14 protein-coding genes and 2 pseudogenes are annotated in these 13989 nt (G+C 60.1%); 8 read left to right on the top strand and 8 right to left on the bottom strand.

The features are described from left to right. Positions 1–321 precede the first annotated feature (321 nt). From N4R57_04875 to N4R57_04885, 3 genes and pseudogenes are all read right to left on the bottom strand, one after another. Positions 322–453 (bottom strand): annotated as a pseudogene (locus N4R57_04875) (polyketide cyclase). 127 nt (positions 454–580) lie between these two features. Beyond that, a complete protein-coding gene (locus N4R57_04880; GenBank protein ID UYV38415.1) occupies positions 581–1024 on the bottom strand; it encodes an SRPBCC domain-containing protein in 444 nt (147 codons plus the stop codon). Positions 1025–1047: 23 nt separating this feature from the next. Further along, positions 1048–1383: a metalloregulator ArsR/SmtB family transcription factor gene (locus N4R57_04885; protein ID UYV38416.1), complete on the bottom strand. Its 336-nt coding sequence runs from the start codon at positions 1381–1383 to the stop codon at positions 1048–1050. Positions 1384–1526: 143 nt separating this feature from the next. On the opposite strand from N4R57_04885, the gene dnaE reads away from it, so the two are divergent. Continuing rightward, on the top strand, positions 1527–5042 hold the full coding sequence (gene dnaE / locus N4R57_04890) for a DNA polymerase III subunit alpha (GenBank protein ID UYV38417.1): 3516 nt from the start codon (positions 1527–1529) through the stop codon (positions 5040–5042). Positions 5043–5053: 11 nt separating this feature from the next. Here dnaE and N4R57_04895 read toward each other — a convergent pair whose 3' ends face one another. Next, the gene (locus tag N4R57_04895) at positions 5054–5872 is read right to left on the bottom strand and encodes a protein-disulfide reductase DsbD family protein (GenBank protein ID UYV38418.1); all 819 of its coding nucleotides are present in this window, start codon (positions 5870–5872) and stop codon (positions 5054–5056) included. A 126-nt stretch (positions 5873–5998) separates the two neighbouring features. On the opposite strand from N4R57_04895, the gene N4R57_04900 reads away from it, so the two are divergent. After that, positions 5999–6595, top strand: a complete 597-nt coding sequence (locus tag N4R57_04900; protein ID UYV38419.1) for a YqgE/AlgH family protein — start codon at positions 5999–6001, stop codon at positions 6593–6595. 108 nt (positions 6596–6703) lie between these two features. On the opposite strand, the gene N4R57_04905 is transcribed toward N4R57_04900, so the two are convergent. Then, on the bottom strand, positions 6704–7642 hold the full coding sequence (locus N4R57_04905; protein ID UYV38420.1) for an L-threonylcarbamoyladenylate synthase: 939 nt from the start codon (positions 7640–7642) through the stop codon (positions 6704–6706). Positions 7643–7770: 128 nt separating this feature from the next. Between N4R57_04905 and N4R57_04910 the strand changes: the two genes are divergently transcribed. Continuing rightward, positions 7771–9489 carry an acyl-CoA dehydrogenase gene (locus tag N4R57_04910; protein ID UYV38421.1) on the top strand — a complete coding sequence of 573 codons (1719 nt, stop codon included), beginning with the start codon at positions 7771–7773 and terminating at the stop codon, positions 9487–9489. Then, positions 9489–10525, top strand: a pseudogene (locus tag N4R57_04915) (MBL fold metallo-hydrolase). Before N4R57_04910 ends, N4R57_04915 begins: the two are co-directional and overlap by 1 nt. Before the next feature lie 18 nt (positions 10526–10543). On the opposite strand, the gene N4R57_04920 reads toward N4R57_04915, so the two are convergent. Beyond that, complete coding sequence (locus N4R57_04920; protein UYV38422.1) at positions 10544–10798, bottom strand: DUF6356 family protein; 255 nt, start codon at positions 10796–10798, stop codon at positions 10544–10546. A gap of 116 nt (positions 10799–10914) precedes the next feature. Here N4R57_04920 and N4R57_04925 point away from each other — a divergent pair, with 116 nt between their 5' ends. From N4R57_04925 to N4R57_04940, 4 genes are all read left to right on the top strand, one after another. Next, complete coding sequence (locus N4R57_04925; GenBank protein ID UYV38423.1) at positions 10915–11376, top strand: Lrp/AsnC family transcriptional regulator; 462 nt, start codon at positions 10915–10917, stop codon at positions 11374–11376. A 27-nt stretch (positions 11377–11403) separates the two neighbouring features. Further along, positions 11404–11859 (top strand): DUF6173 family protein, encoded by a 456-nt coding sequence (locus tag N4R57_04930; protein UYV38424.1) that lies wholly within the window; start codon positions 11404–11406, stop codon positions 11857–11859. Positions 11860–11971: 112 nt separating this feature from the next. Then, on the top strand, positions 11972–12106 hold the full coding sequence (locus N4R57_04935) for an aa3-type cytochrome c oxidase subunit IV (GenBank protein UYV38425.1): 135 nt from the start codon (positions 11972–11974) through the stop codon (positions 12104–12106). Between the two features lie 46 nt (positions 12107–12152). Then, the gene (locus N4R57_04940; GenBank protein ID UYV38426.1) at positions 12153–12791 is read left to right on the top strand and encodes a hypothetical protein; all 639 of its coding nucleotides are present in this window, start codon (positions 12153–12155) and stop codon (positions 12789–12791) included. 130 nt (positions 12792–12921) lie between these two features. On the opposite strand, the gene N4R57_04945 is transcribed toward N4R57_04940, so the two are convergent. Then, entirely contained in the window at positions 12922–13248 is a 327-nt protein-coding gene (locus N4R57_04945; GenBank protein UYV38427.1) for an AzlD domain-containing protein, read from the bottom strand. Further along, a complete protein-coding gene (locus N4R57_04950) occupies positions 13241–13957 on the bottom strand; it encodes an AzlC family ABC transporter permease (GenBank protein ID UYV38428.1) in 717 nt (238 codons plus the stop codon). Before N4R57_04950 ends, N4R57_04945 begins: the two co-directional genes overlap by 8 nt. Positions 13958–13989 lie beyond the last annotated feature (32 nt).

The following is a 13989-nucleotide window of genomic DNA, read 5'->3' on the forward strand; positions in this document are numbered from 1 at the left end:
CAGCCGCAAGCGGATCCCCGTTATTATTCGCGCAACTGTCTGGTCTATGAAAGCGGGGAAGGCCCCGCTCTGGCAAGAGTGGAATCTTTGCCCAGTGCAGAAAGTCTTTCAATGAAAAAACGATAATCAAGCAAATATTCATGAATCTCCATACAACGCCCGTGGATTGCCGGTTTCACAGGCGGCTCTGCGCCGTGTGGGCTAGAATATTAATCCAATTGGAAAAAGGGCGGATGATGTGGCGTCTTGCGGGGGAAAGCGGAGCATTGGCGCGGCCGGACCACATGCTTTTGGCTTGAGTAACTCTAAGGCAAGAGGAGCCTAGAGCGTTCGCGCAAGGTCTTCCAACTGCTGCGCAGCGGTGGCCCAGCCATCATGAGAACCCATCTCTTCGTGACGTTTGCGCGCCTCAGGCGAAAGATGTTTGGCCGGCGCGGTATACCACGTGCCGCCTTCCTTTCAGTCCAGCAACGCCAGACGGTGGCGGGGGAGGCCGCGATCTGGCGCTCTAGCAAAAGGTCGAGGTCGGGGTTCATAGTGGTGTCCTTTCCATTTCGATCAATGTCGACGCAAAGACCAATCAGGGCCTGACCGTTTGCTCTTGAGCATAATGCGCAAGGTTCTCAAGGGCCGCGCGCCAACCCGTTCGGTAACCCTCAAACATCTCGCCACCGGTTAGGCTGCAGATCTGAAGCGTCACGACCAGCGTTACCCGCCCGTCGGTTGGCACGATCTCTTGAGTGACCAGCGCACAGGACAACACCTGCCCATCCGCCGAAAGTGTCTCGCTAAAAACCAGCCGCTCAGGCGCGCAAACCTCGTGGAAATTGGTCGTCGTGGTAAACTTCGGGTGGCTTTTGGGGCCGCACTTCGCAATTTCCAAGCCGCCGGGCCGAAGATCAAACCTGTCGATCTTCAACACCTCTGTTTCGCTGGGTGCCCCCCAGATTTCGCGCGCGTCTGGACTTGTCATGACCGCAAACAGCGTCTCTGGCGTGCAGGCAATCTCGCGCTCGAAAGACATGGTTTTAAAAACGCATCCTTCCCTCATCGCTCTTGACCTTCCATCTCTTCGGCCAGCGCGGCAAGGCGGTCAATCCGCCCTTCCCACAACTGGCGTTGTTGAGCGAGCCAATCTTCAGCCTGTTGCAGCGGGATCGCTTCGATATGGCAGGTGCGCACGCGGCCTCTTTTTACGGATCGCACGAGGCCGGATTTCTCCAGCACCTTCAAGTGTTTGAGGAATGTCGGCAGGGCGATTTCATGTGGCTCAGCCAGCTCGCTCACCGTCGCGGGGCCTTGGGTTAGCCGGGCCACCACGGCGCGGCGCGTGCTGTCGGCCATGGCGTGGTAGATCGAATCGAGAGCTGTTTGGTTATCCATATGGCTAAGTTATTGAGGGCGCCTGAAGCCGTCAAGATAGTTTTCCATGTGGCTAATTATTTATGGATGGTTTTTGGGAAATTTATACGCCCCGGACCGCTTGCCGCTTTCCTGCCGCGGCACCCCGCGATAGGGTCACCTTCATGAGCAGCCCAGCCCGATTCATTCACCTTCGCACCCATACCGAATATTCCCTTCTCGAAGGCGCAATCCGTCTCAAGAAGCTGCCTTCGCTTTGCGAAAAACTGGCCATGCCCGCCGTGGCTGTGACCGACACCAACAACATGTTTGCCGCGCTCGAATTTTCGGTCAGCGCGCAGGGGGCAGGGGTGCAGCCCATCGTCGGCTGTCAGGTCGATCTCAGCTATATTGCCGCCGGCCCCGGTGAAAACCCGCCGCCGCCTGCGCCAATCGTCCTGCTGGCCCAGACCGAGGCGGGCTACGGCAATCTGATGAAGCTCAACTCGTGTCTTTATCTGCGTAGCGACGGCCAATTGCCGCATGTCACGCTCGAGGATCTGGGCAAGCATCACGAGGGGCTGATCTGTTTAACTGGCGGGCCGGATGGCCCCATCGGGCGGTTGTTGCAAAACGCTCAACGCCCCGCCGCGCAGGCTCTTATGGACCGTTTCGCCGCGATCTTTGGAGATCGCCTTTATGTCGAACTTCAACGCCACCCGCGCGAAGACGGCACCCCGACCGATGCCGAACGCCTGACAGAACGGGGCCATGTCGAAATGGCCTATGCGATGGGCCTTCCTTTGGTGGCAACCAACGATGTCTATTTCCCCGGCGAAGAGATGTATGAGGCGCATGATGCGCTGATCTGTATCTCCGAAGGGGCCTATGTCGACCAACAGGACAACCGCCGCCGCCTGACGCCGCAGCATTATTTCAAAAGCCCACAGGAAATGGCGGTGCTTTTTGCTGACCTGCCGGAAGCGATTGAAAACACGGTTGAAATCGCTCGCCGCTGTGCCTTCGCCACCTACAGACGCGATCCCATCCTGCCGAAATTCGCCGACAATGAAGTTGCTGAACTGCGTCGTCAGGCCGAAGAAGGGCTCGCCGCGCGCCTCGCTGTGATCCCGCACGCAGTCAGCGTCGAGGACTATAAGGCGCGGCTCGAATTTGAGCTGGGAATCATCGAAGGCATGGGCTTTCCCGGCTACTTCTTAATCGTTGCGGACTTTATCCATTGGGCCAAGGAAAATGACATTCCCGTTGGTCCGGGCCGTGGGTCGGGCGCGGGCTCGCTCGTGGCCTATGCGCTTACGATCACCGACCTTGATCCGCTGCGATATTCGCTGCTGTTTGAGCGGTTCCTAAACCCCGAACGGGTCTCAATGCCCGACTTCGACATCGACTTCTGCATGGACCGCCGCGAAGAGGTGATCCGCTATGTTCAGGAGAAATACGGCGACGACAAAGTGGGGCAGATCATCACCTTTGGTGCGCTGCTTTCCAAGGCGGCGGTGCGCGACGTCGGGCGCGTCTTGCAAATGCCCTACGGGCAGGTCGACCGCCTGTCGAAAATGATCCCGGTCGAGGGGGTCAAACCCGTCTCGATCGAACAGGCACTGGCGCAGGAAGACCGCCTGCGCGAAGAAGCCCGCGCCGAAGAGGTGGTGGACCGCTTGCTGAAATACGGCATGCAGGTCGAAGGCCTGCTGCGTAACGCATCAACCCACGCCGCCGGTGTGGTGATCGGTGACCGCCCGTTGGATGAGCTGGTGCCGCTCTACCGCGACCCGCGCTCTGACATGCCCGCGACCCAGTTCAACATGAAATGGGTCGAACAAGCGGGGCTTGTGAAATTCGACTTTCTCGGCCTCAAAACGTTGACCGTGATCCAAAACGCCGTTGACCTGATCCTTGGCGAAGGCCGCCCGATCCACATCGCCGCCGACGGGACCGAACTTTACACCCCCGCCGAAGGCACCGAAAACGAAATCAACGCGATCCCGCTGGATGACGAGCGGTCCTACAAGCTCTACGCCGCCGCCAAAACCGTGGCCGTGTTTCAGGTTGAAAGCTCGGGCATGATGGATGCGCTCAAGCGCATGAAGCCGACCTGCATCGAGGATATCGTGGCCCTTGTCGCGCTCTATCGGCCCGGCCCGATGGAGAACATCCCGACCTATTGCGAGGTCAAGAACGGCCTCAAGGAACGCGAAAGCGTTCACCCGCTAATCGACGATATTCTTGAGGAAACTCAAGGTATTATCGTTTACCAAGAACAGGTGATGCAGATCGCACAGGTCATGGCGGGCTACAGCCTCGGCGGCGCCGACCTGTTGCGCCGTGCCATGGGTAAGAAGATCGCCGAGGAGATGGCCAAAGAGCGGCCCAAATTCGAAAAAGGCGCTATGGAGAATGGCGTCGATAAGAAGAAAGCCTCCGAAGTTTTCGACCTTCTTGAGAAGTTCGCCAACTACGGCTTCAACAAATCCCACGCCGCCGCTTATGCGGTGGTCAGCTATCAAACCGCGTGGCTCAAGGCCAATCACGCGGTCGAATTCATGGCCGGTGTGATGAATTGCGACATCCACCTCACGGACAAGCTCGGGGTCTATTTCGAAGAGGTTCGCAAAGGGCTTGATCTGAATTGGCTGCCGCCTTGCGTGAACCGCTCCGAAGCCACCTTCACCGTGCGCGATCAGGTGCTGCACTATGCGCTGGGTGCGCTCAAAAACGTCGGGGTCGAGGCGATGCGCCTTGTCACCGAAGGGCGCAAGGTTGACGGCATCGATAAACCTTTTGCCACACTCTATGACCTCGCCCGCCGGGTCGATCTGAAACGGGTGGGCAAGCGCCCGCTCGAAATGCTGGCCCGCGCCGGGGCGTTTGATCAGCTGGACAGCAACCGGCGCCGGGTGTTTGACTCGCTCGAAGGGCTGATGAACTACTCCGCTGCCGTGCATGAACAGCGCGCCTCAAATCAGGTGTCGCTGTTTGGCGAAGCCGGTGACGATCTGCCCGAGCCGCGCCTCTCGCCGGTGGCCGACTGGCTCCCCGCCGAACGTCTGGGCGAAGAGTTCAAGGCGGTCGGCTTCTATCTATCCGGCCATCCGCTTGATGACTATATGCTGCCGCTCAAGCGCAAGGATGTTTCTACGCTGGACGAGGTCACAGCCAAGGCCGAGTCCGGCCCGATGATCGCCAAGCTGGCCGGGGTCGTGGCGGGGCGGCAAGAACGCAAATCCGCACGCGGCAACCGCTTTGCCTTTGTGCAGCTGTCGGACACGACGGGCGCTTACGAAGTGACGCTCTTTTCCGAAACGCTTGAGAAATCACGCGAATTTTTGGAAACCGGCGCCAAGGTCGTGGTCACCGTCGAGGCCACGCTTGAAAGCGATCAGCTCAAACTGTTGGGCCGTTCGGTGGCCCCGATTGATAGCGTGGTGGCCGATGTCGGCGGCGTCGGCCTCAAGATTTTCCTTGAGGATGCCGAGGCGGTGACATCCGTGGCCCATGTGCTGGCGGATGCGCAGGAAAAGGTGAAAACCGGCGGGCGCGGCCCGATCCTGTTCTGCCTGATGGATCACGAGCTTCCCGGCGAGGTTGAGATCGACGCAGGCGCGGAGTTTCCGGTTACTCCGCAAATCAAAGGGGCAATCAAAAGCCTCCCCGGAGTGCTCGAAGTCAAAGAGATCTAGGTCGCAGACGGCTAGCCGCTGCACCCTTGGATATCGACTGCATGATTGCGGCCAAGAATGGTAAAGCGCAGGGCCGAACGATTGAGCGCGAAAGCCCCGCCTGACGCATGAACAAGCGCAAAGGAAAGCGCAAGGCGTCCGCCGCTGCGCGCCACATCCGGCTCAGATGCCCAGACCATCGGGTCACCGGTTTCCACCACCGCGACCTCACGCCCGCCCGCTGCGGGCAAAGTAAACTCAGCCGTAACAGCAAGCCCGTCTTTTGTTGGCGACACAACGCAGGTGCTGGCTTTCAACCCGGCTTCCTTGCCGGAAAAGGGGCGATCGGCCAAAGCAGCAGCGATCACCGGGTCGGGCTTAGATGCGCCGCTCTTAAGAACCTCGTTCAGGGAGACATGCACAGGCACGCAGACATCGCGACACACCCCAAGATCAATCGTGCCGCTCAGGCGCACGGGCTTGCCATCGCGCCTAGGGGTGATCGTGATTGGCAAAACGACGGTGTTTTTATAGCCGACCGACCGCGCGCCGCTTTGGTGAAATACCCCCGGCGTGGGCCAGTTCACGGTCACGTTGCGCAAGTTGGCAGAGCCGCTCCAGTCAAACAGCGGCGGTATCCCGGCATCGCCCGGCGCGCGCCAATAGGTCTTCCAGCCTTGCGCCAGCTTGATCTCGATCCCGGCCATGTGACGCCCATCCGCCATTTGCCAACCGGGAAGGATACGCGTCTGCACCATCTCGCTATAAGGGTCGCCGCCGCTCTGCGCCGTGGCGGCAAAGGGCAGGGCAGTGAGCAGTGCCGCAAGGGCAAGGGAAAATCGGTTTCGCATAGCGCAAGAGATGCCCGCTCGCGCGTGAAATGCCAACTCACTTTCCGGCGAGGTTCCGCCACTCCGCGCCGAAAGTCGCATGCGCACCACCTTGAAACCACGCCCGGCACAGCGCATGCTCATAGTATGAATGATGCCACCCTGCCTGACACGATCCCAACTGACGCGATCGACCTGACCGGCAAAATGCTGATCGCTATGCCGGGCATGGGGGATCCCCGATTCGAAAAAAGCGTGGTCTTCATTTGCGCCCACTCGCCTGATGGTGCGATGGGCATTATTATCAACAAACCCACTGGTGATCTGCGGCTTAAAGATCTTGTCGAACAACTCGACATCGGCGACGGCACTTGCCTGCGCGACCATCCTGTCCACTTCGGCGGCCCGGTCGAACCGGGGCGCGGTTTTGTTCTTCATTCGGGGGAGTATGTCTCCAACATCTCGACTCTGCGCGTTTCCGATGAATTCGGTATGACGGCAACGCTTGATGTGCTCGAAGAACTGGCCGCTGGCGCTGGCCCGGCCTTCGCAATCATGGCGCTGGGCTATTCGGGATGGGGGCCGGGACAATTGGAAGATGAAATTCTCTCCAATGGCTGGCTCACCTGCGAGGCAGAGCAATCATTGGTTTTCGAAGAAGCCGACCTGCGCAAATGGGAGGCGGCGCTGAAAACGCTTGGCGTTGACCCTTTGACCCTGTCGGCAGCAGCCGGTCACGCCTGAACCGGAGTCCGTCACTCTAAAAGTCAGTGTCGGAGTTTGGGCATTTGGCGAAAGTTGAAAGTGCTGGGGCAGAGGCTGGCAATGTCTCACCAAGGCTGCTGTCGCAAACTAACTCTCGCGTGGGGCGGCGGCGCGGCGCAACCGATCATTGATGGCGCGCCCCAAGCCGGTGTCAGGCACGGGCGAAACGGCGATTGGGGTTTTGCCGTCATCCATCGCGTGTAGCATCGCAAAGAGGTTGGCTGCCGCTTCAATCAAATTCCCGGTTTTGGAGAGGTTACATGTCGCGCCCGTAACAGGGCCGAAGCCAAGCAGCGATTCTCCGGGCCGTATATCTTTCGCCTCAAGGCGAACTGCGGCTCCCGGCGCATAATGCGAGGCCAATTGTCCGGGCGCGGCGATACCACCCTGATGATCGGCAAGCGGATGGCCAAGAACCCTCTCGATTTCTTCTGCCGCCACGCCGCCCGGGCGCAGCAAAGTGGGCGCGCCGGTTAGCCCGACAATGGTGCTTTCCAATCCAACGCCACAGGCCCCGCCATCGACAATGGCATCAATCCGTCCTGAAAGACCGGCTGCCACATGCTCCGCCGTTGTCGGGCTGATCCGTCCCGACGGGTTGGCCGAGGGCGCCGCCACCGGCCCGCCAAAAGCGCGCAACAGGGCGTGTGCCACCGGGTGGGTCGGCACGCGAATGGCAAGGCTTGGCAACCCCGCTGTCACCAGCGGCGACACTGAGCTGGCGTCCTTGATCGGCAACACCAGCGTCAATGCGCCGGGCCAGAAATGCCGCGACAACGTCTCGGCAACTTCATTCCAGACGACAAACTCTTGCGCCGCCGCCGCGTCCGCCACATGCACAATGAGCGGATTGAAACTCGGCCGGCCCTTGGCGTCATAAATCCGCGCCACGGCTTTCCCATTCCGCGCATCCGCCCCAAGGCCATAGACAGTTTCCGTTGGAAAAGCGACGAGCCCGCCTGCAGCCAGACTTGCTGCGGCGGCATTGATCCCTTCTGGTGTGGTGGACAAGGTTTTGGTTTGCATCGTTGAACTGGCTCGATTGACGCGGCGTTTAGATAGATCAGACAGGAAATCTTGCTTTACGCTGGGATGCGGACCTGCATACAAGCGGACCCAACCAAAGCCAAGCGGTCAATCCTCGGGAGGAACCTATGCCATATCGTGCGCCAATAGCGGATTTTGCCTATCTCATGGATCATGTCGTGGGATATTCTCAGGTCACTGCAACCGAGCGTTTCGCCGAGGCGGGCGAAGACGTCGCTCAGGCCATCCTGAGCGAGGCCGGGCGGCTGTCTGACGAGGTTCTCGCCCCGTTGCAGCGGAACGGCGATCTCCACCCCGCGCGGCTGGAAAACGGTGTCGTGCGCACCAGCCCCGGCTTTGCCGATGGCTACGCTGCCATAACCGAAGGCGGTTGGGTGTCGATCTCGGGTGATCCCGAATATGGCGGCATGGGCCTGCCGATGACCCTGACCACCGCCGTTAACGACATGATGAGCGGCGCCTGCCTGTCGCTGCAACTCAACCCGCTGATGACCCAAGGCCAGATCGAGGCGCTGGAACATCACGCCTCGGACGCGCTCAAGGCGACCTACCTGCCCAAGCTCATGTCCGGCCAGTGGAGCAGCACCATGAACCTGACCGAGCCGCAGGCCGGTTCGGATGTGGGCGCCCTGCGGTCCAAGGCGGAACCCAACGGCGATGGCACCTATGCGGTGTCGGGACAAAAGATCTATATCACTTGGGGCGATAACGACTTTACCGAGAATGTCTGCCACCTCGTGCTCGCGCGTCTGCCCGATGGCGTGCCGGGCACCAAGGGGATCAGCCTGTTTCTTGTGCCCAAGTTCATTCCTGATGCCGATGGCAACCCGGGCAAGGCCAATTCCCTGCGCGTGGTGAGCCTTGAGCACAAGCTCGGCATTCACGGCAGCCCGACCGCCGTGATGGAATTTGACGGCGCAACGGGCTGGCTCGTCGGGCCAGAGCACGGCGGCATGGCGGCGATGTTTACCATGATGAACAACGCGCGGCTGGGCGTCGGCGTCCAAGGCGTTGGCGTCGCCGAGGGCGCGTTTCAGCACGCATTGGCCTATGCACAAGAACGCAAACAGGGCCGCACCCCGGTTGAAGGTGGAAGCGGCACAATTATCGACCACGCCGATGTGCGCCGGATGCTGGCCACGATGAAGGCCGAAACCTTTGCCGCGCGCGCGATTGCGCTCTCTTGTGCGGTGGCGATCGACATGACCAACGCCACCGGCGACAAGGACTGGAAGGCGCGCGCCGCATTCCTGACCCCGATTGCCAAGGCATTCGGCACCGAAACCGGCATGCGCGTTGCCGAAACGGGGGTGCAGGTGCATGGCGGCATGGGCTTCATCGAAGAAACCGGCGCGGCACAATATTCGCGCGACGTGCGCGTAACGGCGATCTATGAGGGCACCAACGGCATTCAGTCGATGGACCTTGTTGGCCGCAAGCTGATGGACAGAGGCGAGGCCGCAGCCGCACTTCTGGATGAGCTGGAAACCCATGCCGAATCCGTGCGGGTGAAACAACCGCGCATGGCCGAGTCGGTGTGGAACGCCACTGAAACTCTGCGCGAAGCTACCGAATGGATGGTGGCGCAAAAGGACATGAACGAACGCTTTGCCGGATCGGTCCCGTTCCTTATGGCATTTGGTCGCGTTCTGGGCGCACATTTCCACCTCAAAGCCGCCTGCGCCGAAGAAGGCGACGGCCCGCGCACCCGTCTGGCGCGGTTTTACATCCAGCGGCTCTTGCCCGAGCACGCCGCCAGCCTTGCCCATGCAACGGCAGGGGCGGGTGATCTCTATGCCGTAACGCCTGACGATCTGGTCGCGTGATGGATGGACAAGCCGGCACTCTGAGCTACCCTTGGGAGGCACCACCACCCGAGGGCGAAGCGATTGAGGTTGCACCGCGCGTGCTGTGGATCCGTCTGCCTCTGCCTATGACGCTTGACCACGTGAACATCTACGCGCTGGACGACGGGGATCACTGGACCATCGTGGACACGGGCGTCTATTCGCGCCGCGCCGTCGACCTGTGGCAACGCCTTCAGAACGGACCGCTCAAGGGCAAACCGATTGGCCGCGTGCTGCTGACACATCACCACCCGGATCATATTGGCATGGCCGGCGCGCTGGTCGAGCAGGGCGCCGAGCTTGTGATGTCGCGCACCGCTTATCTTATGGCGCGGATGCTTATTCTGGACGTTGAGGAGCGCCCGAGCAAAGCCGCAGAAATCTATTGGCGCAGCTCGGGGATGAGCGCCGAACACCTGCAAAAACGCCTGAGCGAGCGGCCCTATAACTTTGCCGATATGTGCGCCCCCTTCCGGTGGGCTTTACCCGCCTGCAGCAGGGCGATGTGTTTCACGCCGCCGGGCGCGACTGGGATGTTCACATCGGTAACGGCCACGCACCCGAACACCTGACGTTCTGGAGCAAGGACGACAATCTCGTTATCGCCGGGGATCAGATCATATCGTCGATCAGCCCAAACATCGGCGTCTATCCGACCGAGCCCGAAGCCGACCCACTGGGAGAGTGGCTTGAAAGCTGCGCCCGCCTAGCGCCGCTGGCGCGCGCTGACCACTTGGTGCTGTCCGGGCACAAGCTGCCCTTTACCGGCCTGCCGCACCGGATGCATCAATTGGCTGAAAATCACCACTCCGCGCTTGATCGGCTGGTGAAACATCTCGCCACGCCACGCGTGGCGGCTGATTGCTTTGCGCCGCTTTTCAAGCGCAAGGTGGATGATGCGATTTTCGGACTGGCGCTGGTCGAAACCATTGCGCATCTCAATCACCTGCTGACAACCGGCCGCGCCACGCGCAGCAAGCACGCCGATGGGGCGTGGCTCTGGCAGGCGGCTTAACGACGGGCTTCGTGCGGCTTACGTCTCAGGCCCACGATGCTCGATCCGGGCATAAAGCCGTCGGGTGATCCGGCTTGCCGTGGTCTCACAAGCAAACGGCAGGATCGCGTGGACCATCGCCGCAAGTGCCGCCAGCCCAAGCCAGAACGCAAACCCAAGGGCAAAACGCATATGCCCGAAATAGCTCTCGTTCACTGAATGCGGATGATCGAGGAAAAGCCGTGCCAAAGGCGGGTTGCTGGGCGTGCGGGTGTTGCTCTGTGCGTCGGCCATGTGGGGGCTCCTGTTCGTGTTCAAGGTCGGGTTGGTAGCAGGCTATCAATGAACACCTGCGAAAATGTCTCAATTTGCACTGTAGTGCCGGGAATTTTTGGGATACCATCCCAAGTATGAGTGATAAACTTGACGAAATAGACCGCCGCATTCTGTCGCACCTGCAACGCGATGCTTCGCTGAGCGTGGATGACATCTCAGAGCGTGTCGGCCTGTCGCGCAATGCGTGTTGGCGGCGTATCCGTGTGATGGAGCAAGCCGGGGTGATCCGGGGGCGGGTGGTGCTGGCTGATCCGGTCGCGCTTGGTTGCCCGCTTGAGGTCATGGTGCTGGTGCGCACCTCGTCGCATGATGCGGGGTGGATGGAGCGGTTTCAGAAAACAGTGCGCGCCATGCCCGAGGTCGTCGGCGCTTATCGCATGACCGGTGACCTTGATTACCTGTTGCGGGTGCGGGTCGCCGACGTCCCCGCTTATGATGCGTTTTACAAACGCGTGATTGCGCAAATTCCGCTCTCGGATATCTCGGCCAGTTTCGTTATGGAAGAGATCAAGGAAACCACGGCGCTGCCTCTGTGATCGGCCCGTCAGAATTGGAAACCGCGCATGGATGACAAGATCGAAACCACCGCCGAAGCCCACGAAGACAGCGTGCTCCCCCGCCGTCACGAAGTTCACGCCGACCCCAATGTCACCCCCTGCACCGATGTGCCGCGCGAAGTGACACAAAAGCCGGTGGAGCAAAAAAGCCCGGCCGAATGGGCCTATGAGCGGCTGATCCTCTATATCCAGAATTTCGAGGAACAACTCGACAACGAACACGAGGTTGCTATGGGCTTCGCCGGCGGCAATGCCGGGGTGATCAGAATCGAGGGCATGGGGTTTTTCGACCCCGACATCGTCACCTTCTATGGCTCGGACGACAGCGGGATCAAAACCCAGCTGATCGAGCACGTCAGCCAGCTTTCGGTGATTCTGCGTGCCCTGCCGAAACAGGTCGAAACCGCCGCGCCAAACCGGATCGGGTTTCGCTTGGCGCAAGATCTCGATCAAGGAAGTTGAACCGCAACAACCGCCGTCCGAAATGTCGCTATGCAAATCGACAAGGGCAGGGTGACAGCCCGAAACAAATACAGTAATAACTGGTCGAAATCTAAGATTCTGGAGCACAGCAATGGCTGATCACAAACACGGCGAAATGGACATCCGGGTTCAAAAAGAAACCTTTGACGGGTTTGTAACCTTTGCCACCCGGTCAACAATCGCGATTATCGTTGCATTGATTGTCCTTGCGTTGATCGGGGCCTGAACCGGCCCTTTTCTGCGAAACTTCGGTGATTTCCTTGGGGACGGTTATGAGTAAGCTTTTAGGTGCCATTCTGGCCGTTCTAACCCTTGCCGGCTGCGCTGCTGATCCGGTTTGGGCCCCCGAAGAAGCGATCCGCGCGGTGCGTTATCACCACTCTGGCCCGCCCCGCCTGACGCTCTTCACCATGATCAGCAATACCTCCGGCGCCGGTGGGCATACATCGTTGATGATCAACGGCTCTGAGCGGGTCATTTTTGACCCGTCAGGCAGCTTCCATCACGACTCGATCCCCGAACGCAACGATGTGCTGTTTGGCGTCACGCCGCAGGTGGCCGATGTGTACACCCGCTATCATGCGCGTGAAACTTGGCATGTTGTGGTTCAGGAAATCGACGTCACCCCAGAGGTCGCTGAGCTGGCGTTGAAACTAGCCAAGGCCAACGGCCCGGTGATGAACGCCTATTGCGCACATTCAACCTCGGGCATTCTGCGGCAATTGCCGGGGTTCACGCAGATCAAACAGGGCATGTATCCGCTTAAACTGGCCGAACAGTTCCGCCAGATCGCGGGCGTGCGCGAACGTGTGCTGCATGAATATGACAGCGACGACAATTCCAAAGTTCTTGAGAATTGGGACCCTGAGCGTTTTGCCAAGGCGCAGGCCGCCAAGAAAAAAACGCAGTAAGTCAAAGCCGTAAGCCAAAGCAGTAAACCACAAAGCGATAGGTCGGATCTGCAACTCTTCCTGAGTGGGTCAGCCGGTTCGGCCGCTAAACCTGCGCCATTCGGCTAGAACGCGTCGCCAAGCCCTCGGGCTATCCCAGCAAGTATATCAACCCGTATAGCACAACCGCGCCCGCGCTGATCGCCCCGATCACGCTGCGTGTCATCACACCAACCACCAGCGTCGCCGCCGCCGCAGCAAGGCGCGCAGGGTCCGGTTCCCCACCTGTCGCGGCTGGCCACAAAATCAGCGGCGTGACCAGCGCCGGAAGCACCGCCACCGCTGTATATCGCAAATGCCGCAGCACAAACGGGGGCAATTCGCGGTTGCCGATCCAGCCAAGGAAGACAAAGCGCAGGGCGAAACTGCCCACGCCCAAGGCGATGATCACCAGCCACAGGTCCGACAGATCAGCCATCACCGCGCCTCCGTTCCATTACCACTTCGACCTGCGCACCGGCCATCATTCCGCCCAGAGCGGCAAAAATCAGACCAAGGTTAAACGGCACCCAAGTCATCGCAAGCGCCAGCAACACAGCCACAACCGCCGCCGCCACATGCGCCACCGTGCGCAACATCGGCGTGATCAAAGCCAGAAACGTGATCGGCACCGCAAAATCCAATGCAAATTCCGGCGGGATCGACTTGCCGACCCAGGCGCCCAAAACCGATGCCGCCATCCACAGCGGAATCACCGGCGAGCAGGCCCCAAAGAAATACGACAGCTTATGTGCCAATCGCCAATCCGGGTGCCTCTCATAGGCAGCAACCGAACAGGCATAGCTTTGATCGACAGTCAGATAGGCGACCAAGGCCCGCTTCCACAACGGCGCCGCGCCCAGATGCGGGGTCAGGGCAGCAGAGTACATCGCCATACGCAGGTTCACCGTCAACGCAGACAGGATCACGATAAAGGTCGGCGCATGCTCCTGCATCAGCTGCAGGGCGGTGAACTGCGCCGCGCCGGCGATCACCACAATCGAAAACGCAGTGGTTTCCAGCACGCTCAGGCCCGCCTCGCTCGCCACAACGCCGAACAGCAGGGCGAATGGAACCACCACCATCATAAAAGGCGCCCCGTCGCGGACCCCTTCCCAATAGGCGAATTTTTCGGTGGTGGCGCGCATGTCTTGGTCCTAGATTGTTCGCAAGACCGGCC

The sequence above is a fragment of the Rhodobacteraceae bacterium D3-12 genome (assembly GCA_025916135.1).
Classification (GTDB): domain Bacteria; phylum Pseudomonadota; class Alphaproteobacteria; order Rhodobacterales; family Rhodobacteraceae; genus JAKGBX01.

Excerpts from the sequence above, each read along its gene's own strand:
- N4R57_04880 (UYV38415.1), bottom strand. The coding sequence starts at position 1,024 with ATGTCTTTCGAGCGCGAGATTGCCTGCACGCCAGAGACGCTGTTTGCG.
- N4R57_04885 (UYV38416.1), bottom strand. The coding sequence starts at position 1,383 with ATGGATAACCAAACAGCTCTCGATTCGATCTACCACGCCATGGCCGAC.
- dnaE (UYV38417.1), top strand. The coding sequence starts at position 1,527 with ATGAGCAGCCCAGCCCGATTCATTCACCTTCGCACCCATACCGAATAT.
- N4R57_04895 (UYV38418.1), bottom strand. The coding sequence starts at position 5,872 with ATGCGAAACCGATTTTCCCTTGCCCTTGCGGCACTGCTCACTGCCCTG.
- N4R57_04900 (UYV38419.1), top strand. The coding sequence starts at position 5,999 with ATGAATGATGCCACCCTGCCTGACACGATCCCAACTGACGCGATCGAC.
- N4R57_04905 (UYV38420.1), bottom strand. The coding sequence starts at position 7,642 with ATGCAAACCAAAACCTTGTCCACCACACCAGAAGGGATCAATGCCGCC.
- N4R57_04910 (UYV38421.1), top strand. The coding sequence starts at position 7,771 with ATGCCATATCGTGCGCCAATAGCGGATTTTGCCTATCTCATGGATCAT.
- N4R57_04920 (UYV38422.1), bottom strand. The coding sequence starts at position 10,798 with ATGGCCGACGCACAGAGCAACACCCGCACGCCCAGCAACCCGCCTTTG.
- N4R57_04925 (UYV38423.1), top strand. The coding sequence starts at position 10,915 with ATGAGTGATAAACTTGACGAAATAGACCGCCGCATTCTGTCGCACCTG.
- N4R57_04930 (UYV38424.1), top strand. The coding sequence starts at position 11,404 with ATGGATGACAAGATCGAAACCACCGCCGAAGCCCACGAAGACAGCGTG.
- N4R57_04935 (UYV38425.1), top strand. The coding sequence starts at position 11,972 with ATGGCTGATCACAAACACGGCGAAATGGACATCCGGGTTCAAAAAGAA.
- N4R57_04940 (UYV38426.1), top strand. The coding sequence starts at position 12,153 with ATGAGTAAGCTTTTAGGTGCCATTCTGGCCGTTCTAACCCTTGCCGGC.
- N4R57_04945 (UYV38427.1), bottom strand. The coding sequence starts at position 13,248 with ATGGCTGATCTGTCGGACCTGTGGCTGGTGATCATCGCCTTGGGCGTG.
- N4R57_04950 (UYV38428.1), bottom strand. The coding sequence starts at position 13,957 with ATGCGCGCCACCACCGAAAAATTCGCCTATTGGGAAGGGGTCCGCGAC.